A 19,779-nucleotide genomic window follows, 5' to 3' on the forward strand; every position below is an offset into this window, starting at 1 on the left:
AGGGGGAAGACCATGATGGCATCGGAGTGGGCACCGGATGACGGCCGCTGCCGCTGCTGCGGTGCGACGTGCGCACAGCGCTCCGTCTGGCCCGAAGTGTATGCCGGCAGCGGTCAGGAGCTGCGCCGCTGCGGCGGGTGCGCCGCAGCGTATCTGGCTCCGGATTTCACCGGCGAATCGCTGGCACGGTTCTACGCGGGCGACTACCGCAGGCTGTTCCCGGCGGAGGTGCCATGGCGCAGCGAGGAGCGATTTTTTGCCTGGCGCGGCGACCGCCCCATCGCCCGGCAGCGGCTGGCGCGCATCGCTCCTGCATTGGCCCACGGCGCACGCCTGTTCGAGGTAGGGTCGGGATTCGGGGCGTTCCTTGGCGTGGCAGCGGCGCAGCGGCCGGATCTGCAGCTGTCGGCCAGCGAGCCCGACCTGGCGCACCGGGATCGCCTGCTTGATGGCGCGAAAGTGCGTTTCCTGCCGAGCTGGGAGGCACTGGCCGGCGGCGAAGCCGATACCGTGGTCGCATTCCATGTGCTGGAGCATCTGCTGGACCCGCGGGCTTTTCTGGAAGACCTGGGGCATATCCTTGCACCGGGCGGGCAGGCCTGGATCGAGGTGCCGGACGTGATGAGCGGCTGGCGTTCGCGCAACTACGTGCATCCTGCGCACCTCAGCTATTTTTCCGCGCCGCTGCTGCGGCGGCTGGCCGTGGCTGCCGGACTGGATGTGGTCCATTGCGGCGCATGGCAGGGTGGCGGGGTGCTGGCGGAAAACCTGTGGGTGCAGTTGCGGCGCCCGCAAACGGGGGGCGCTCCCGTTCCCATGGAGTCTGCGTCCGCGGAGGAAATCCATCATCTGGATGCGCGCCTGGACAGCGTGCGCTGGGGTGCGCAGGACCGCTTGGGGCGCCTGCTCAAGCGTGCGGTCGTGCGCCTGTTCGGCAGTGGGCTGTTTGGCGAACTGCAGCGCTGGCGGATCCATCGGCGCATGGTGCGGGAGGAGGGCAATGCGGTTTCCTGAATTCCGGCAGGCCTTGCTTGCCCAATACGGCGAAGAAGCCGCCGACACGCGCCACGAGGCCTATTTCCTCGCAGGCCGGGGGTGGATGGCCGTGCTGCGCGCCCTGCTCGCGGCCGCGCGCGATGCGTGGCTTTGCGGCCGGTTGCCGGAGCGCCCGGCTCCACTGGCCGGCTGGGTGGCGCTGGCCACGCTGCCGGGCGCCAACGGTTGGGGCGCGCTGGCGCCGTGCGTGGCCGATCTGGTTCGGCTTGGCATCACCTGCGCGGTGGTTGTCCATCCGCGCCTGCGCGGACAGGTCGCTGGCCAGGTGCCTGCGCGACCTTCCGCCCAGGCCTGGCGGCACGCGCTCGGCGCATGGCGGCTGAGGCCGGTGCGGGAAGGCGTACTGGTGGCATCGCCCTGGCTGGTGCGTTGCTGCGTGTTTCGGCAGCGCCTCTGGCGTGGCGCCTGGGAGCGGACATTCGATGCCGGCGCGTGCGGAACGCTGCTGCTGCACAACGATTTCGATGTGTATGCCGTGGCTGCGCAGCGTGCCTGCGGGGCCCGCTGGCGCAGCGTGTGCGTCCAGCATGGCCTGCCCACCGATGAGTTCTTTCCGGTGCATGCGCAGCGCCATCTGCTGTGGGGGCCGAGCAGCGCCGAGGTGTACTCCCGGCACGGCGTCGCCACGCAAGCGCTGGGTTATGGCCCGGCGCGCATGCTCTCTCCTGCCGCCGTGGCGCAGGCGCCCACGGCCCTGTGCCTGGTTTCGCAGACCCACACGCCGATCTACGGACGGCCGCTCGCGGAGGATTTCCTGGCCCTGGCCCGGCAGCTCGCCCGGGACCGGCCGGGAGGGCTCGCGCTGCAGATCCTGCTGCATCCGGAGGAGGTGCGCCGGGGGCATCCCTACCAGGGGACGGAGCTGGCCCCGCTGTGCCGGCCGCCTCCGCACGCGGCGCTGGTGGCGGACGGCCCGCCGGCCGTGGTGGCGGGCTTCTGCTCTTCCGCGCTGATGGACGCGGCGGTCCGCGGCCATTACGTGATCGGCATGGACTGGACCGCGCCCGGGTCTGCCGGTGCCCAGGCGGTGGGGCGCCCATCGGCGCAGGTGGCGGACCCGGGCGCCCTGGGGGTTCTTGTCCGCAACCTGTGCCATGAGGCCGGGGCACGCACCGCTTTCCTGGAGCGGCAGCACCTGTGGCTGCAGCGCAGCTTCGCCGCCGATCCCGCATGGCCGCGGCGCCTGGGAGGCGAGCCATGAAGCGGCTGGGACTGGTGCTGTTCATCGTGTCGATCCACGCGGGCGACTTGCTGGTGGCCTGGCTGTACGGCGGCGGCGCGTGGCCGGAGGCCGCGCTGCTGCGGCCCGCCCGCGACGCTGTGGTGGTGGTGCTGGCAGGCCTGTGCCTGCTCACCGTGCGCATGCCCCGGGCCTTGCTGGTGCAAGTGCTGTGTTTCTGCGCCCTCGCTGCCGCGCATGCGCCGGCCGGATACCTGCACGGCCTGCCGGCCGGCATCGTGCTCGGGTCCCTGGGCATCGTGCTCGTGCCGATGCTGTTCCTGCTGGCCGGGCATGTCTGCATGCCGCATCCACAGGACCTGCGCCTTGCCGTGCGTTGCCTGGTCTGGCTGGGCGTGGCCAGTGCCGCCTTCGGGGCATGGGATGTGGCCCATACGGACTTCTGGGTCCATGGCGTGCGGCTGCCGGAGTATCTTTTCAATATCAAGGGCGTGCAGCCCGATGGCACCGACAGCGAAACCGGCCTGCCCTGGAACTTTTTCGGCGGCGAGGCCAGGGAGCGCCGCGCGGGTGGCCTGCCGGCCGCGCCGCTGGCCCAGGGCCAGTTCCTGGTGACTGCGGCCCTGGCCGCGTTGGCGCTGTGGCAGCGCCGCTGGCCGTGGCGCGCCCTGCTGGCGTGCGGCTGCCTGCTGGCCGGCGTGTGGATGTCCGGCACCCGTGGAGCGATGCTGGCCGGCATCGTCGCCGTGATGGGCTACCTTCTGACATCGAAGGGATTGGTCCGGTCCGCGGCCGCGCGGCTCTTCCTGGCGGGAGTGGTGCTCGCGGCATTGGCGGCCGCTTCCGTCGGCATCGTGGTGGCTTCCGTGAACTTCCGCGACGGCTCCACGATCGGCCATTGGGTGGCGCTGCAGCGCAACCTGGCCGAGCTGCACCAGGTGCTGCTGCTGGGCGGGGGGGTGGGGCGCCAGAGTGCGCTGGCGGCCCGCCAATCGCTGGCCGACCTGGGTGGCGGAGAAGGCTCGCTGTTCAGCATCGCCTACCAGATCGGCATACCCGGCGCGTTGCTGTTCCTGTCCATCGTGGGCTGGTGCCTGCGCCGGTTGTGGGTAGCCTACCGGCTGCAGCGCGACCCCGTGGTGCTGGCGGCTTTCTGGCTGCTCTGCGGCATCATGACCACCTTCGTTTCATCGGAAAACGGGCTGACCGTTTCGGGAGCCGGCGGATTCTGGCTGCTGCTCGGCGGCGTGCTGCGCCATGCCGCCGCCGCCAGGGCCGCGGTGCCCGGAGCGTCGCCCGGGGAGGCGCCAGCCCCCGGGGCTCCAGGCGGAGCGCTGGGGCGGCAGCCGGCCGGAGGAACAGGGGGATGAGCCGGATGCGGATATTGCATGTGTACAAGGATTTCGCGCCGCATGCCGGCGGCGGCGGCGTGGCTCGCCATATCCATGGACTGGCCGTGCTGGCATCCCGGGGCGGCAACGCGCTGCGGGTGGCCGCGCCGCAGGCGCAGGGCGGCAATGCACATGGGTACGTGGCCGTGCAGACCGGTGCCGGCGGGTTGTGGCGCCAGGTCGGCTGGGCGGATGTGGTGCATGTGCATGGAGCGCGCGTTCCGGTTACCGGCCTGGCCGCGGCGATCGCATGGCTGCGTGGCCGGCGCCTGGTCTACACGCCCCATTGCTACTACGACGACGATTCCGGGCCGGGGAAGCGCCTGCGCAAGTGGGCCTGGGACCTGGTGGTCGAGCGTCTGCTCCTGCGTGGCGCGGACCGCGTGGTGCTGCTGTCCGGCCACTGGGTGGATTACCTTCGCCGGCGCGGCATGGCGCCGCGGCGCCCGGTGGTGCTGCCCAATGCCGTACTGGAGGCCGAACTGGTCGCGTCTCCCGACGATGCCCCCCGGCTGGAAGGCGCTCCCGCATTGCTGTCCGTGGGGCGGCTGGATGCCGTCAAGCGCCTGCACGATGCCGTCGCCGTGCTGGCGCATCCGGGGATGGAGGCGGCGGTACTGCATGTGGTGGGGCGTGGCCCGGACCGGGGCCGGCTGGAGGAGGTCGCCCGGTCGCTCGGAGTGGCCGCGCGCGTGCGCTTTTACGGGTTCGTCGCCGATGCCTCCGTCGCGGCGATGGCCGCGGGCGCGGACGTTTTCGTGATGCCGTCGGCCGTGGAGGGCATGCCGACAGTGCTGATCGAGATGCTGCTGCTCGGCTGTCCCGTCGTGGCCAGCGACATTCCGGGCAACCGCTCGATCCTGGAAGAGGCGGGCCTGACCGGCGCGCTGTATCCGCCGGGCGACGTGGCGGCGCTCGCCACCCGCGTCGGACAACAGCGGCAGCACCGGGTGGATCCCTCCATCGTGGAGCGGGTCCGTACTTGCTTCACCTGGGAAGGCCTGAGGCCCCGCGTGCTCGCGCTCTACGGTGCGCTCGTCCAAGGGGCGGCTCCTTGAGCGCCCTGCCATCCCGCTTGCGCTTTTTCGGCTGTCCCCTGGACATGCTCGCGCCAGAAGAACTGTTGCAGCGCGCACAGGCCGCCGCGGAGGGGGATGAGCGTATCCGCATCGAGGGGCTGAACGTGGCCAAGCTGGTCGATGCGCGCGCGCAGCCGCTGCTGCACCAGGCGCTGGAGGAGGCCGAACTGGTCCACATCGACGGCAGTGGCATCGGCATCGGCCTGCGCTGGCTGGGCGCCGTGCCGCCACCGCGGCGGGCGGGCATCGACCTGATGCAGGACCTGTGTGCCCAGGCCGCCCGATCCGGGGCCGGCGTATTCCTGCTGGGCGCCCGTCCCGAGGTGGTATCGGCCGCGGCGGGCCGCCTTGCTGCGACCTGTCCGGGGTTGTGGATCGCCGGCGCGCGGGACGGATATTTCAGCGATGCCGATGCACCGCGGATCGTCGAGGAGATCCGCGGCTCGGGTGCGCGCTACCTGTTCATCGGCATGAGTTCTCCGCGCAAGGAGCTGTTCCTGCAGCGGTACTGGCCCGCACTCGGCGTGGCGCTTGCCATGGGCGTGGGGGGCTCCTTCGATGTGCTCTCCGGAATGCTGCCCAGGGCGCCGCGGTGGATGCAGCGCATGGGGATGGAGTGGCTGTTCCGGCTGGCCATGGAGCCTAGACGCCTGGCGGGACGGTATCTGCGGACCAATGCCGTGTTCCTCGTGCTGCTGCTGCGTGCGCGGCTGATCCGGCGCCACCGCTCGCAGGCGATCAAGCCCTGGGATCGATGAGGCGAAGCCCTGCGACATCGGGCGTCCTGCCCGTGGCTGCCATCCTGGCGGCCTACCTGCTGTTCTGCCTCCAGCAGGTGGTGATCCCGGGCCGCCATGCCGGCGGTGAGCTGTCGCTCGGGTCGGTGTCGCTGCTTGCCGGCATGCTCGCCATTTCGGGGTGGGCGCTGTGGCACCATGGCGTACCGCTTTCCCTGCGCATTCCCCTGGGGGCGATCACTGCATGCGCCGTTGCGCTGGCGGCATCTGCGTCGGCGTCCGGACATGCGGTGCTGGCGTTCCGCTTCGCGGTCCGCTACGGCACGGCCCTCCTGGCCCTGTGGGCGATGCTCAATCTGGCCGTGGCCTGCCCGCGCTGGCCGCGCGCGGCGACGCTCGCCGCGCTGATCGCGCTGTGGATCAACCTGGCCCTGGGCGGGCTGGTGCTCCTGCAGTGGCCTCCTGCGCTGCGCATCTCGCTGGCATTCCATGCGCAGGACACCTTCAGGTACCTGCCCCGGATCACGGGCATGTATGAGCATCCGGCGATGCTGGCGGCGACCGCGGTGATCGTGGCGCTGCTGGTGCTGCAGTTGTGGCGCCGCGGTGAACTGGGCCGCGTGGCACTCGCGATGGCCCTGCTGGGCGCTGGAGCGGCGCTGGCCTTGACCCAGGTGCGCAATGCCCTGCTGCCGGTCGCTTTCCTGCTGGCATGGTGGGCCTTGCCGCGTGTTGGTGCGACGCGTGCCCACCGCGGCCTGGCGGCGGTCGCACTCCTGGGGCTGGCCTTGGTGGGCAGCCTGGTGCTGTGGCTGCGCTACGCCGAAATCACCAGTGCCGCTGCACGGGAGGGATGGCTCACGGCATTGTCGCTGGGACGGACATATCTATGGGCCGGCGCCGCCGACGCCTGGTATGGCCATCCGTGGCTTGGCCTGGGGCCGGGCGTGTTCCAGTTCCTGGTGCCGGATTACACCGGCGGCCGCTTCCTGCGCGGTGAACTGCATGCGCACAACCTGGTGCTGGCCGCGCTGTCGGAAACCGGGCTATGCGGTCTGCTGGCCGGCGCGGGCCTGCTCCATGCGCTGTGGTCTCCGTTGTTGCGGTCGCGCGGCGGGACGCGCCGTTGGGCGCTGGCCTGGCTCTGGCTGCTGCTGGGATTGTGCGTGTTCGACTTCTACCTGCCGTTCTACCCGTTCTCGCTGCATGCCGCACTGGCCCTGTCGGTGCTGTATGCGAAGGGACTGGATCAGAATGCATCGCGGTCGAACAGGACGATCACGCAAGTCTGAGCGATGATGCTCAGGTCCAGCCACAGCGACCAATGCTGGATGTAGTACAGGTCGAATTCGACGCGCTTGCGCATCTTTTCCAGGGTGTCCGTTTCGCCGCGCAGGCCGTTCACCTGGGCCCAGCCGGTGATGCCCGGCTTGACCCGGTGGCGCTGCAGGTAGTTGGGGATCAGGTCCTGGTACTGGGCATTGTGCGCCAGGGCATGCGGGCGCGGACCGACCATCGACATCCGGCCCTGCAGCACGTTGAAGAGCTGCGGCAGTTCGTCGAGGCTGGTCCTGCGCATGAAGGCGCCCAACGGCGTGATGCGCGGGTCGCCGCGCGCGGTCTGTTGCGGAAAGCGGTCCGTATCGTGCAGGTACATGCTGCGGAATTTCCATACCTCGAACGGACGGCCGTCCCACCCCTGCCGCAACTGGCGGAAGATGACGGGACCTGGGCTGGACAGCCTGACCCCGGCCGCGAGCACGAGCATCACGGGCCCCGCCAGCAGCAGCAACAGCGTCGCGACCGATATGTCGAGCCAGGCCTTGAGCAGGCGGGAACTGCGCGAAAGCGGGCGCACCGAAAGTTCGAGCAGGGGTGTACCCGCCAGTTCGGCCATGCCATGGTGGATCATGCGGAAGGCGAAGATATCCGGAATCCAGCGCACGTGCACGCAACTGGCGCCCAGGTGGCGCACGCTGTTGCGTATCAGCATTTCCTCGCGCATGGGCCACGTCAGCCACACTTCGGCTACGCCGTGTTCTTCCAGCCAAGCCGGCAGTGCGGCCAGATCGATCGCATGCAAGTGCGCCGGCACCGCCATCAGTTCCAGTCCCGACCACGGTCCGTTCCGGATGCGTTCGGCGACCAGATCCACACGCTCCTGCGGCCCGAGTACGGCAATGCGCCGGGTCCCGATGCCTCGACGGTGCAGTCCGCGCAGCGCCCGGTCCAGCAGCAGGCGGACACCGATCAATCCACAGATTCCCAGAACGGCCCAGTACAGAAACCACAGCCGCGAAAAACTGGGTCCGGTCTTGCTCAGGAAGCTCAGCGAGGCCAGCGCGCCGAGCACCACGCCCCACCCCAGGAGCACGCGCCCGACCATCATGGTCGGCACCGCGAGGCGCCAACTGCGATAGAGCGCGAGCTGCACGAAAACCAGCAGCGTCAGCAGGACGCTGGCGAGCAGTGCATAGAAATATTGCGGCGCATCCGGCAGTTCCGCCTGGCCAACGCGAATGGCGTAGGCCAGCAATCCGCTCACCAGCACCACGGCACCGTCGGCGCATTTCAGCACGGTCATGGCTAGCGCCATCCCGTCGCCCCACTGGCTCCCGGGCTTCATGGAATGTCCCTCTTCAGGGCCGGCACGGGATGGATGATTTCTCCACTGCAGACCACCGTCGAGGGTGCCAGATCAGGTTGGCAATGCATCGCGATAAGCGTCCGCGGTGAGTTCTGCGCACCGGCGCCAGCTGAACTGGAGTGCGCGCTGGCGCCCCGCCGCGCTGGCGTCTCTGCGCCACTGCACATCCTCCAGCCCGCGGGCGAGCAGGGCCGCGAGAGCGTCCGCGTCGAGAGGGTTGAAGAGCGCTGCGGCATTGCCGGTCACCTCGGGCAGCGCCGATGTATCCGAGCACAGCACAGGGGTGCCGCTGGCCATCGCTTCCAGCACGGGCAATCCGAACCCCTCGTACAGCGAAGGAAACGCGAAAAGCCGTGCGCCTGACACGAGGGCAGGAAGGCGCGCGTCGTCGACATAGCCCAGGTACCGCAGCCAGCCGGCCCGTTCGGCGTGCTGCATGCGGACGTGCACGGCATGGCTGTTCCATCCGCCATGGCCGGCCACTACCAGCGGCCAGCGCCTGCGCAGCCTGTCAGGTAGCAGGGAGTAGGCATCCAGCAGGGTGCCGAGATTCTTCCTGGGCTCGACGGTGCCTACGAACAGGCAATATCCGTCCTGACGCAATCCGAGGGCTTGCAGAGGGGATTCCAACTCGGCGCTCGCATGTGGCCGGAAGACGTCGCTGCATCCCAACGGGATCGCCCGTATCCGATCCAGCGGCCAACCGAACTGGGCGGCGATTTCTCTGCGCGAGAACTCTGAAACCGTGAGGATCAGTTGCGCCCGTTCCAGGGACCGCGCCAGTTCCCGGCGCATGTAGCGCACACGGTCAGCGCGGTGGCAACTTGCCCAGTGGTAGACCGATACGTCGTGGAAGGTGGCTATGCAGGGCCCGTCGAATACCGGCAGGTAGTAGTTGCAACCATGGAACAGTGCACGCTCCGAACCTCGGAGTGCCCGGGCCTTGGCCATGCGGGAAAGGTGCCGCAGGCCATTGGCTACGGGTTCGACGCGGGACAGGTTGTCGGCCAGCCATGGTAGTGCCGAGGTCCCTGTGCCAATGCCAGGCAATCTATCGCGCAGGCGCCCGCCATGCAGGAAACGCAGCGATCCGATTTCCGGAAGCTGGGTTAATTGCCGAGCCAACTCCTGCGTGTAGCGGCCGACACCGGTCAGCGGATACCTGATCGACTCGGTAGCCAGAATGATGTCCACAGCCAGGGCGCCTCCTGGCGCGTAGTTTATCGAGCGCCCGGGCCCCTGGATCGTGCCGGCGTGGAATCAGCCGGCGAGCAAATCGTGCAGCGCCCGCGCGATCACCTTGGTGGCGCGCCGCAGGTCCTCGAGCTCCACGCGCTCGTCCGCGCGCTTGGCGTGCGATTCGAGCACGGTGCGCGGGCCGGCGCCGTAGATCACGCCCGGAATGCCGCGCTCCACGTAGAGCCGCACGTCGGTGTAGAGCGGCGTACCCACGGCCGGCGGGCGTTCGCCGAACACGGCTTCCGCGTGGCGCTGGATCGCGTCCACCAGGGGGCGGTTGCCCGCCAGCGGGGTCATCGCGTTGGCCAGCAGCAGGCGGCGCACTTCCACGCGGATGCCCTCGCAGCCGGCGGCGGCCTCGTCGATCACGCGGCGGATCGCGGCTTCCACCTCCACGGGGTTCTCTTCCGGGATCATGCGGCGGTCGAGCTTGAAGACCACCTTGCCGGGCACGACGTTGGTGTTGGTGCCGCCTTCGATGCGGCCCACGTTCAGGTAGGGGTGCTTGATGCCCTCGACCTTCGACGTGACCTGCCGGTAGGCGGTGTTCTGCTGGTAGAGCGCGTTCAGGATGTGCACGGCGCCCTGCAGCGCATCGACGCCCGTGTGCGGCACGGCGGCATGGGCCATCTTGCCGTGCACGGTCACTTCCATCTGCAGGCAGCCGTTGTGCGCCGTCACGACTTCGTAGCTGAAGCCCGCGGCGATCATCAGGTCGGGCTTCGTCAGGCCCTGCGCGAGCAGCCAGCCGGGGCCGAGTTCGCCGCCGAATTCCTCGTCGTAGGTGAAATGAAGCTCCACCGCCCCGCGCGCCGGGCGGGCCACGGCCTCGAGCGCGCGCACCGCAAACGTGAACGAGGCGAAGTCGCTCTTGCTCACGGCCGTCGCGCGACCGTACATCTTCCCCTCCACGATCTCGGCGCCGTAGGGGTCGTGCGTCCAGCCTTCGCCGGGTGGCACCACATCGCCGTGGGCATTGAGCGCGACCGTCGGGCCGCCCGCGCCATAGGGGCGGCGCACGATCAGGTTGGTGACCGACTCCATGCCGTAGGCGCGCACCTCGCTCTCGGGCACGGCGTGTTTCTCCGCCGCGTAGCCGAAGCCCTGCAGCAGTTCCGCGGTGCGTTCGGCATGCGGGGCGTTGTTGCCGGGCGGCGTGTCGGTGGGCACGCGCACGAGGGCCTGCAGGAACTGCACCTCCTCGTCGAAGTGCCGGTCGATCCAGGCGTCGATGTCTGCGTAGGTGCTGCTGCTCATGGGTTCTTTTCCTGGGCGAGTTGGTTCAGGAGATGGGAGAACGCCTCCACGGCGAGCTGCATGTCGTCGCTCGTGGTGCTTTCCAGGGGGTTGTGGCTGATGCCGCCGTTCTGGCCGCGCACGAACAGCATCGCCTGCGGCAGGATCTCGTGCAGCTTCATCGCGTCGTGGCCGGCGCCGCTCGGCATCCGGAAAACCGGCAGCCCCGCGGCCTCGACCGCGGCTTCCCAGCGCTGCTGCCAGGCCGGTGCGCTGGGCGCGGCGCTGGCCTGCATGGAGCGCCGGGCCGTATGGCGCAGGCCGCGGCGGCCGGCGATTGCCTCCAGTTCGGCCAGCACGTCGGCGACGAGCGCGTCGCGCTGCGCGTCGGTGGGTGCGCGCAGGTCCAGGCTGAACGTGCAGCGGCCGGGAACCACGTTGACGGAGCCCCCGGGCACCTGCAACTGCCCGATGGTGCCCACCGAGTCGCCGTCCTGGGCGGCGCGGCGCTCCACGTAGAGCGCCAGTTCCGCCACGGCGGTGGCCGCATCGCGCCGGCGGTCCATGGGCGTGGTGCCGGCGTGGCTCGCCACGCCCAGCATCTCGCACACGTAGCGCGCGCTGCCGTTGATGGAGGTGACCACGCCCAGCGGCAGGCCGAGTTCATTGAGCACCGGCCCCTGTTCGATATGCACCTCCACGAAGCCCAGGTAGGCGGCCGGGTCGCGCCGCAGCTTCGGGATGTCGTCGATGCACAGGCCGGCATGCTGCATGGCTTCGCGCAGGGTCACTCCGTCGGCGTCGCGCTGGTCCAGCCATTCGTTGCGGAAGTCACCGATCAGCGCGCCCGAGCCGAGGAAGGTGGCGGCATAGCGCTGGCCCTCCTCTTCGGCGAAACCCACCACCTCGATGCCGAAGGGCAGGCGGCGGCCCGCGCGGTGCAGCTCGCGCACGCAGGCCATGGGCACAAACACCCCCAAGCGCCCGTCGTACTTGCCGCCGTTGCGCACGGTGTCGTAGTGGCTGCCGGTCATGAGCCATTTCTGCCCGGCGGGCGTGGCTGCGTGGTAGCGCCCGACCACGTTGCCCACGGCGTCCACCTCGACCTCGTCGAAACCGCAGTCCCGCATCCAGTGGCTGATGCGCTGCGCGCAGGCCCGGTGCGCATCGGTCAGGTAGGTGACGGTGAGCTGGCCCTTCTCGGCAAAGCCCGGGTCGCTGTGCTGCGCGAGCTTCTCCTGCCAGTCCCAGACGTCGTTGCCGAGTGTGGGCTCCACGCCGAACTTGTCGTTCAGGCGGATCTCGGCGATGCGGTGGATGTTGCGCAGCGCCTCGGCGAATTCGGCGTCCGGGTGGCTGTCCAGGCGCCGCGCGAAGGTCTCGATGATCTCCTGGCGCGGCAGCCCGGTGCCGCGCGGGCCGCGCACGGCCAGGATGAACGGGAAACCGAAGCGCGCGTTGTAGTCGGCATTGAGCTGCTGCAGGCGATCGAATTCCTCCGGCGTGCAGTGCGTGAGCCCTGCGCGGGACTGCTCGCCGGTCGATTCGGCCGTGAGCGAGCGCGACACCATGGCCTTGCCGGCCAACTCGGGGTGGGCACGGATCAGGGCCAGCTGCGCCTCGCGCGGTGCGGCGTCCAGCACGCGCACCAGGGCGTACTTGAACTGTGCCAGCGTGCGGAAGGGGCGCGCGGACAGCGCGGCCTCGGCGATCCAGGGCGAATGCTCGTACAGGCCGTCCAGCATGCGCGCGGCTTCGTCCGCGGGCGCGGCGTTGAGCTGGTCGAGGGTCAGGGTCATGGCGTCACCTCCGGGCAGGGATGGGTCGCGGCCCAGTGGCGCGCGATGTCGATGCGGCGGCACACCCAGGCGTGCTCGTGGCGCTGGACATGGTCGAGGAAGCGCTGCAGCGCCGTGATGCGGCCCGGGCGGCCCAGCAGGCGGCAGTGCATGCCGATGCTCATCATCTTGGGGCGGTCGTCACCGGCCGGGTCGCCTTCGGCGTAGAGCGCGTCGAAGGTGTCCTTCATGTACTGGAAGAACGGGTCGGCGTGCGAGTAGCCCTGCGGCAGCGCGAAGCGCATGTCGTTGCAATCGAGCGTGTAGGGCACGATGAGCTGCGTGGCATCGGTGCCGTCGGTCTTGCGCACTTTCATCCAGAAAGGCAGGTCGTCGCCGTAGTAGTCGCTGTCGTAGGCGAAGCCGCCGTAGTCGGCCACCAGGCGGCGGGTGTTGGGACTGTCGCGGCCGGTGTACCAGCCCAGCGGGCGCTCGCCCGTGAGGCGCCGGATGATGTCCATGGCCTCGGCCATGTGGGCGCGCTCCACGTCCTCGGGCACGTTCTGGTAGTGGATCCACTTCAGGCCGTGGCAGGCGATGTCGTGGCCCAGTTCTGCGAAGGCGGCGGTCACCTCCGGGTGGCGCTGCAGCGCCGTCGCCACGCCGAAGACGGTGAGCGGCAGCCCGCGGCGCTCGAACTCGCGCAGCAGGCGCCAGACACCCGCGCGGGAGCCGTACTCGTAGATGCCCTCCATGCTGATGTGGCGGTCGGGGTAGCTGGCCGGGTTGAACATCTCCGAGAGGAACTGCTCGCTGCCCGCGTCGCCGTGCAGGGTGGCGTTCTCGCCGCCTTCCTCGTAGTTCAGCACGAACTGCACGGCGATGCGTGCGCCCCCGGGCCAGCGCGCATGCGGCGGATTGCGCCCGTAGCCCACGAGGTCGCGCGGGTAGGGCAGGGTGGCGTCGTAGAGCGGCGGTGCGGTCATGGCGGTGGCGGCGTTGGGAAAAAAGGGGCGGCAGGGGGGATCAGGAGAGCGCGCGCGACAGTTCGTTGGCGGGGTGTGCGCGGTCGAAGGCCAGGCTGGCCTCCACGTGGCGCAGGTGCTCGTCCATCAGGCGCACGGCCAGGTCGGCATCGCGGTCGGCGAGGGCCTGCACGATGTGGCCGTGCTCCTCGTGCGAATGCGCGGCCTCGTCGGCACTCTGGTACATGAGGGTGATGAGCGCGCAGCGGGAAATCAGCTCGCCCAGCATCTGCGCGAGCACCTCGTTGCCCATGAGCTCCGCCATGCGCACGTGGAAATCGCCGAGCAGCTCGGTGCGGCCCGGCACGTCGGCCTCGTCCACCGCCTGCTTCTCGCGCGCGACGTGCTCGCGCAGGGCCCGTACCCGGGCGGGCGTCACCTCGCGCACGAAGGCGCGCGTCATCTCGGCTTCCAGCATGCGGCGCACGGCGAACACCTGCCGCGCCTCCTCGGCCGATGGCGCCGCGACGAACGCCCCGCGCGCCGGCTCCAGCGTGACGAGCCGGTTCTGCGACAACTGGAAGAGCGCCTGCCGCACCAGGGTGCGCGACACGCCGAAGTGGTCCGCCAGCTTCTGCTCGGCCAGCTTGGCGCCCGGCAGCAGGCGGTGCTCCACGATGGCCTTGGTCAGGCTCGCGACGATGGCGCTGGTGGTGGAGGGTTCCATCCGGCCCATGATAGCGGCGGACCGGATTTTTGTATGCACTTTTTGTGCACCAAATTCGGGCCCCGCCTCAGGGCATTCCCGCATCGCGGTGGTGCGCGCCACGCCGCCCCCGCACCGCATGCCTGCGCCAGAATCTGCGCATGACCTTCCCCGACCTGCCGTCTGCTGCTGCTTCGTTGCCCGCACCCGATCCCGCCACCGAGCCCGTCCGCTTCCTGCGCCATCTCTACGACATGGCCGTCCAGGCGGCCCTGCCGTCGCGGCGCATGGCGGAGTACCTGCCGCCCCCGCCCCGGGGCCGCACGCTGGTGCTGGGCGCCGGCAAGGCCGGCGGGGCCATGGCCCACGCGATGGAGGCGCTGTGGCCGGCGCGGGCGCCGCTGTCCGGGCTGGTCGTCACGCGCTATGGCCACGTGCCGCCGCGGCCGGACGGGGTGCCTGCGCGCATCGACATCGTGGAAGCCGCGCATCCGGTGCCCGATGCGGCGGGCGAGGCGGCGGCGCGGCGCATGCTGGACCTGGCGCACGGGCTCACCGCCGACGATCTCGTGGTCTGCCTGATCTCCGGCGGCGGCTCCGCGCTGCTCACGCTGCCTGCCGAGGGCCTGGCGCTGGAAGACAAGCAGCGCATCAACCGGGCATTGCTGGAGTGCGGTGCGGGCATCGCGGACATGAACTGCGTGCGCAAGCACCTCTCGCGCATCAAGGGTGGCCGGCTGGCCGCCGCCTGCGCCCCGGCGCGGGTGGTGACGCTCGCGATCAGCGACGTGCCCGGCGACGACCCGGCCGTGATCGCCAGCGGCCCCACCGTGCCGGACGACACCACCTGCGGGGACGCATTGCGCATCCTCGACCGCCACCGCATCGCCCTGCCGCCGGCCGTGCGCGCGGCGCTGGAGGCCGGCTCGCTGGAAACGCCCAAGCCCGTGGAGGGCCAGGCGCCGGACGTGCACCTGATCGCCACGCCGCGGCAGTCGCTGGAGGCGGCGGCCGCGGCGGCGCGGTCCGCGGGCCTGGCGGTGCACATCCTCTCGGACGAGATGGAGGGCGAATCGCGCGACGTGGGGGCCGTGCATGCGGCGCTCGCCCGGTCGGTGGCGCGGCGCGGAGAGCCGTTCGCCCGGCCCTGCGCCATCCTCTCTGGCGGCGAGACCACGGTGACGGTGCGCGAACGGCCACCCGGCGCTCCGCGGTGGCCGCGCTGGCGAGTTCTGCCTGGGGCTGGCCCGTGCGCTGCAGGGACAGGAGGGGGTGTGGGCGCTGGCCGCCGACACCGACGGCATCGACGGGGTGGAGGACAACGCCGGCGCCTTCGTCGGGCCGGACACGCTGGTCCGCGCGGCCCGGGCGGGGCTGCGCGTGGACGACCATCTCGCGCGCAATGACGCCTACGGGTTCTTCGCCGCCCTGGGCGACCTCGTGGTTACCGGGCCGACGCACACCAACGTGAACGACTTCCGCGCGCTGCTGGTGCTCTAGGGCCTGTTAACGCTATGCAAGGGGATCGCGTTGCTTCGCGAAGGGCTGGGTGCAAGGCGCCTGGGCGTAGCAAGGCCGGGGCCTTGCAAGCACGGGCAACGCCGCAAACGGCCCCTTCGCGAAGCAACCCGAAGGGAAGCCCATCACAGCCCGCCCCCCGGCGTTGCGCTCCTTGTGCGTGTGGACACACGCACGGCGTCGCGCGCCTTGATCGGCGGGCTGTGATGAGCTTCGCGACCCCTTGCATAGCGTTAACAGGCCCTAGGGGCACTGCCATCGCGGCCATGCCGCCTGCGGCGGACAGCTGCGTAGGACGGCGAGCACGCCGGGATGGGCGTAATTGCTGCACTGCAGCGGAGGCGGTCCGTCCATAGTGGGCCCGCATGACTGAATTTCCCACCATCACCGCCGAGTCCATGCGGCGCGCACGCCAGGTCCCGTTGCCGGATGCCGGGCCGGACCGCATGGACCCCGAACAATGGATACGCGGCAAGTTCACGCACCGGGGCCGAACGCTCGCCTACTGGCTGTGTCTTCCGCCGCGCGCCGAGGGCGCGCCGCCCTGCCCGATGGTGGTCATGCTCCACGGCTGCACCCAGGATGCCGGCGATTTCGCGGCCGGCACGCAGATGCATGCCCATGCACGCGACGCAGGGGTGGCGGTGCTGTACCCGGAGCAGGCGCAATGGGAGAACGCACACCGGTGCTGGAACTGGTTCAAGCCACAGCACCAGGGCCGGGACGGCGGCGAACCCGCCGTGCTGGCTGCGCTGGCGCTCTCGATCGCGCAGGAGTACCGGATGGACCGGTCCCGCTTGTTTGTGGCGGGACTGTCGGCGGGAGGGGCCATGGCGGACATCCTGGCTTGCAGCTACCCCGACGTCTTCGCCGCCGTGGGGGTGCATTCCGGCCTGCGTGCAGGTGCCGCGAACGATGCCATGTCGGCGCTGTCCGTGATGCGCAGCGGAAACCCGGCGCCCGGCGGTCGCGCGGGCCGCGCCCGGGCGGTGCCGGCGATCGTGTTCCACGGCGATGGCGACACGACCGTGCATCCCGGCAATGCCGGCGCCGTGATCGATGCGGCGGTGAAAGCCCACGAGAGCGAAACCCTGCGGGCCATGCTGCCCCGGACGGCGGCGGGTGTCTCGGCGGGAGGGCGCCGGTTCACCCGGACGGTCTATGAGGACTGCACGGGACGCTGCGGCGCCGAGTTGTGGGAACTCCATGGAACGGGCCACGCGTGGTCCGGCGGCGACGGGCAGGGCACATTCACCGACGTGGACGGCGTGGACGCCAGCGCGGAAATGCTGCGCTTCTTCCTCGCCCACCCGATGCGGCCCGTGGTCTGACGGCGGGTGGGCGCGGGCCGCGATCAGTACCCCAGCGTGAGCCCGTCCGGATTGCGCGGATCGGAATAGCCGAACAGCACGCCGTCCTTGCGCTGGATGGTCTGCGTGCGGCCCATGGAGGGCTTCAGGGCCAGGTTGTGGCCGCGCGACTTCAGGATGGACAGCGTGTCCGGCGAGAAGCCGTTCTCGATGCGCAGCTCGTCGGGGGTCCACTGGTGGTGGATGCGCGGGGCGGCCGCGGCCTCGGCCGGGTTCATGCCGAAGTCGATCACGTTGACCACGGTCTGCAGCACCGTGGTGATGATGCGCGCGCCGCCGGGGCTGCCGGTGACGAGCACCGGCTTGCCATCCTTGAGCACCAGCGTGGGCGTCATGGACGAGAGCGGCCGCTTGCCGCCGGCCACCGCGTTGGCATCGCCGCCCACGAGGCCATAGGCATTCGCCACGCCGGGCTTGGCGGCGAAGTCGTCCATCTCGTTGTTGAGCAGGATGCCCGTGCCCTTGGCCACGATGCCGCTGCCGAAGTTGGTGTTGAGCGTATAGGTCACCGCTACCGCGTTGCCGGCCTTGTCCACCACCGAGAAGTGCGTGGTCTGGTCGCTCTCGTAGGGCTGCGGCTGTCCCGGCTTGATGTCCCTGGCGGGGCGTGCCTTGTTCGGGTCGATGGTTTTCGCGAGCGAGGCGGCGTAGGCCTTGGAGGTCAGTCCCTTGAGCGGGATCTTCACGAAATCCGGGTCGCCCAGGTATTCGGAGCGGTCGGCGTAGGCCAGCTTCATGCTCTCGGCCATCATGTGCAGTGTCTGGGCGCTGCCCGGGCCCCACTGGGCGAGCGGCATCGGCTCGAGCATGTTGAGCAGCTGCACGAGGTGGGCGCCGCCCGACGAGGGCGGGGGCATCGTGACCACTTCGTAGCCTCGGTAGGTGCCGCGCACGGGTGTGCGCTCCACGACCTCGTAGTCGCGCAGGTCCTGCAGGCTCAGGGCGCCGGGATAGGGTGCCATCTCGGCCGCGATGCGCCGCGCGATCGGGCCCTGGTAGAACGCCTTGGCGCCCTGCTGCGAGATGAGCCGCAGGGATTGGGCGAGGTCTTTCTGCACCAGCCGGTCGCCGATCTTGAGGGGTGCGTCGCCGCGCCAGAAGATCTGCCGCGTGGCGGGCCAGCGGCCCATGTTGTCGCGCTCCTGCGCCAGCGTCTTGGCCAGCGTGAGGCTCACGGGAAAGCCCTTGTCCGCCAGCGCGATCGCGGGTGCGATCACCTTCGACAGCGGCTGGGTGCCCCAGGTCTTGAGCGCATGCTCCAGGCCCGCCACCGTGCCCGGCACGCCCACGGCGTAGTGCGTGTAGAGCGACTTGCCGTCGATCACGTTGCCCTTATCGTCCAGGTACATGTCGCGGCTCGCCTTGCGGGGCGCGATCTCGCGGAAGTCCAGCGCCACGCTCTTGCCGCTCTTCGCGTCGTACACCATCATGAAGCCGCCGCCGCCCAGGTTGCCGGCGTTGGGCAGCACCACGGCCAGCGCGAAGCCCACGCCCACGGCCGCATCGACCGCGTTGCCGCCGGCCCGCAGGATGTCCAGGCCCACCTTGGAGGCCAGTTCCTGCTCGGTGGCCACCATGCCGTTGCGCGCCACGACCGGATGGAAGACATCCATGTCCATGTCGTAGGCGCGGCCCGCCGCGCGTGCGGCCGGCGTCTGCTGGGGGGCGCCTTCCGGGGCCTGCGCGGTGTCCGCGGAAGGCGCCGCCGCGCCGGGGAGGTTCGCGCAGCCCGCGATGGCCAGCAGCGCGAGCACGCTGCTTCCAGCAAGCAGCCAGGGGCGTTGGAGGCGGGGGGAAGTCATCGGTCGAAGCCCTTTCCTGTCGTTGTAATGCCTGCCGGCGCGGAACGCCGCCGGCAGGGGCGGACAGTGTAGAGCGGGTGTCCCGCAAGTCACGTCACGGTTCGTTACAGGCCCTGCCGGAATGCCGGCGCAGGCATGGAGCCTGCATACACTGGCGCATCCCGGATAACAGGAGATGCTCCATGGGCCTCAGTACGCACGTTCTCGACACCATGCACGGCTGCCCGGCCGCGGGCATGGCCGTCTCGCTCTACGACACCGCGGGCGGCCAGGCCCGGCTGCTCAAGGAACTGGTGCTCAACCAGGACGGCCGCACCGATGCGCCGCTCTTCGACAACGCCAGCCTGCGTCCCGGCACCTACCGGCTGTCGTTCGAGGTGGGCGCGTACTTCCGCGTGCGCGGCGTGGCGCTGCCCGAGCCGACCTTCCTCGACCGCGTGAGCCTGGATTTCGGCGTGGCCCATGCCGACCAGCACTACCACGTGCCGCTGCTGGTCAGCCCCTGGAGCTACTCGACCTACCGTGGCTCCTGAACTGCCGGGCCCGCAGGCGTCAGAGCTGGCCCTCGGTCAGCGTGTCGAGCTGGAACCGGCCCGACTTGTGCCAGAGCCAGGTGTCGGTGTAGGTCACGCGGCCCATCCGCTCGGGCACGGGGTAGGGGGCCGCGGCGCGCACGGTGCGTTCGATCTCCGCGATCACCTCCGGCGCGTGGCGCGGTGCGCGCATCCAGGACAGGCGGGTGACCTGCCCGTTGCGGTCGATGTCCACCTGCAGCGTGCCGATGGCGTAGAGCAGGGGCGGCAGCTTTCCCTTGTAGATGCGCGCCTGGTTCAGGCCGTAGAGGTGCGTGGCGGCGTCCTGCCGGTAGGCGCGCGGATTGGCCGCGGCCGAGGTGCGCGCCGAGCCGCGCGTGGCCGGCTCCGGGCCCTTGACGCCGCTGGATGCCTCGGCGGCAGGGGCGCTGGCTTCGTCGGGCGCGGGGGCCGTCTCCGGCCCCGACTTGCAGGCGGCCACGAGGGAGGCGACGGCCGCCATCAGGCCGGCCAGCAGCCAGTGGCGTCCGGCACCCGTCGGG

General features: G+C 70.3%; 16 protein-coding genes and 1 pseudogene. 9 read left to right on the forward strand and 8 right to left on the reverse strand.

Annotation, left to right across the window (positions count from 1 at the left end; translation table 11 throughout):
- Window positions 1-12: 12 nt before the first annotated feature.
- From T336_RS0116225 to T336_RS0116250, 6 genes are read left to right on the forward strand one after another with little or no spacing between them, the layout of a single operon-like run.
- Window positions 13-1,014, forward strand: coding sequence for a class I SAM-dependent methyltransferase (locus tag T336_RS0116225; RefSeq protein ID WP_026433349.1), 1,002 nt, complete (start codon window positions 13-15; stop codon window positions 1,012-1,014).
- Window positions 1,001-2,257, forward strand: coding sequence for a hypothetical protein (locus T336_RS0116230; RefSeq protein WP_026433350.1), 1,257 nt, complete (start codon window positions 1,001-1,003; stop codon window positions 2,255-2,257). Before T336_RS0116225 ends, T336_RS0116230 begins: the two co-directional genes overlap by 14 nt.
- The gene (locus T336_RS25295; RefSeq protein ID WP_035226262.1) at window positions 2,254-3,606 is read left to right on the forward strand and encodes an O-antigen ligase family protein; all 1,353 of its coding nucleotides are present in this window, start codon (window positions 2,254-2,256) and stop codon (window positions 3,604-3,606) included. The genes T336_RS0116230 and T336_RS25295 overlap by 4 nt, the downstream gene beginning before the upstream one ends.
- Window positions 3,603-4,685 carry a glycosyltransferase gene (locus tag T336_RS0116240; protein ID WP_209435977.1) on the forward strand — a complete coding sequence of 361 codons (1,083 nt, stop codon included), beginning with the start codon at window positions 3,603-3,605 and terminating at the stop codon, window positions 4,683-4,685. Before T336_RS25295 ends, T336_RS0116240 begins: the two co-directional genes overlap by 4 nt.
- Before the next feature lie 17 nt (window positions 4,686-4,702).
- Window positions 4,703-5,464 carry a WecB/TagA/CpsF family glycosyltransferase gene (locus tag T336_RS0116245; RefSeq protein WP_501037339.1) on the forward strand — a complete coding sequence of 254 codons (762 nt, stop codon included), beginning with the start codon at window positions 4,703-4,705 and terminating at the stop codon, window positions 5,462-5,464.
- A 32-nt stretch (window positions 5,465-5,496) separates the two neighbouring features.
- A complete protein-coding gene (locus T336_RS0116250; RefSeq protein ID WP_244883972.1) occupies window positions 5,497-6,735 on the forward strand; it encodes an O-antigen ligase family protein in 1,239 nt (412 codons plus the stop codon).
- Here the strand turns inward: T336_RS0116250 and T336_RS25780 are convergent.
- The 6 genes from T336_RS25780 to T336_RS0116280 form a co-directional block, all read right to left on the reverse strand.
- Window positions 6,693-8,069 carry an undecaprenyl-phosphate glucose phosphotransferase gene (locus tag T336_RS25780; RefSeq protein WP_026433354.1) on the reverse strand — a complete coding sequence of 459 codons (1,377 nt, stop codon included), beginning with the start codon at window positions 8,067-8,069 and terminating at the stop codon, window positions 6,693-6,695. The genes T336_RS0116250 and T336_RS25780 overlap by 43 nt on opposite strands.
- Window positions 8,070-8,141: 72 nt before the next feature.
- Window positions 8,142-9,284 carry a glycosyltransferase family 4 protein gene (locus T336_RS0116260; RefSeq protein ID WP_026433355.1) on the reverse strand — a complete coding sequence of 381 codons (1,143 nt, stop codon included), beginning with the start codon at window positions 9,282-9,284 and terminating at the stop codon, window positions 8,142-8,144.
- Between the two features lie 66 nt (window positions 9,285-9,350).
- Window positions 9,351-10,586 (reverse strand): M20 family metallopeptidase, encoded by a 1,236-nt coding sequence (locus T336_RS0116265; protein WP_026433356.1) that lies wholly within the window; start codon window positions 10,584-10,586, stop codon window positions 9,351-9,353.
- On the reverse strand, window positions 10,583-12,364 hold the full coding sequence (uraD, locus tag T336_RS0116270; RefSeq protein ID WP_026433357.1) for a 2-oxo-4-hydroxy-4-carboxy-5-ureidoimidazoline decarboxylase: 1,782 nt from the start codon (window positions 12,362-12,364) through the stop codon (window positions 10,583-10,585). The genes T336_RS0116265 and uraD overlap by 4 nt, the downstream gene beginning before the upstream one ends.
- Window positions 12,361-13,329, reverse strand: coding sequence for an allantoinase PuuE (gene puuE, locus T336_RS0116275; RefSeq protein ID WP_026433358.1), 969 nt, complete (start codon window positions 13,327-13,329; stop codon window positions 12,361-12,363). Before puuE ends, uraD begins: the two co-directional genes overlap by 4 nt.
- 40 nt (window positions 13,330-13,369) lie before the next feature.
- Window positions 13,370-14,044 (reverse strand): GntR family transcriptional regulator, encoded by a 675-nt coding sequence (locus T336_RS0116280; protein WP_019703603.1) that lies wholly within the window; start codon window positions 14,042-14,044, stop codon window positions 13,370-13,372.
- A 131-nt stretch (window positions 14,045-14,175) separates the two neighbouring features.
- On the opposite strand from T336_RS0116280, the pseudogene T336_RS25305 reads away from it, so the two are divergent.
- Window positions 14,176-15,514: pseudogene (locus T336_RS25305) on the forward strand (glycerate kinase type-2 family protein).
- Between the two features lie 383 nt (window positions 15,515-15,897).
- Complete coding sequence (locus T336_RS0116290) at window positions 15,898-16,863, forward strand: extracellular catalytic domain type 1 short-chain-length polyhydroxyalkanoate depolymerase (protein ID WP_026433360.1); 966 nt, start codon at window positions 15,898-15,900, stop codon at window positions 16,861-16,863.
- A gap of 23 nt (window positions 16,864-16,886) precedes the next feature.
- Here T336_RS0116290 and ggt read toward each other — a convergent pair whose 3' ends face one another.
- Complete coding sequence (gene ggt, locus T336_RS0116295; RefSeq protein WP_051647264.1) at window positions 16,887-18,704, reverse strand: gamma-glutamyltransferase; 1,818 nt, start codon at window positions 18,702-18,704, stop codon at window positions 16,887-16,889.
- Between the two features lie 182 nt (window positions 18,705-18,886).
- On the opposite strand from ggt, the gene uraH reads away from it, so the two are divergent.
- Window positions 18,887-19,237: a hydroxyisourate hydrolase gene (gene uraH, locus T336_RS0116300; protein ID WP_019703607.1), complete on the forward strand. Its 351-nt coding sequence runs from the start codon at window positions 18,887-18,889 to the stop codon at window positions 19,235-19,237.
- A 19-nt stretch (window positions 19,238-19,256) separates the two neighbouring features.
- Here the strand turns inward: uraH and T336_RS0116305 are convergent, their stop codons facing one another.
- Window positions 19,257-19,739: a hypothetical protein gene (locus T336_RS0116305; protein ID WP_019703608.1), complete on the reverse strand. Its 483-nt coding sequence runs from the start codon at window positions 19,737-19,739 to the stop codon at window positions 19,257-19,259.
- Between the last annotated feature and the right edge of the window lie 40 nt (window positions 19,740-19,779).

The organism is Paracidovorax oryzae ATCC 19882, from assembly GCF_000687165.1.
GTDB classification, from domain to species: Bacteria; Pseudomonadota; Gammaproteobacteria; order Burkholderiales; family Burkholderiaceae_C; genus Paracidovorax; species Paracidovorax oryzae.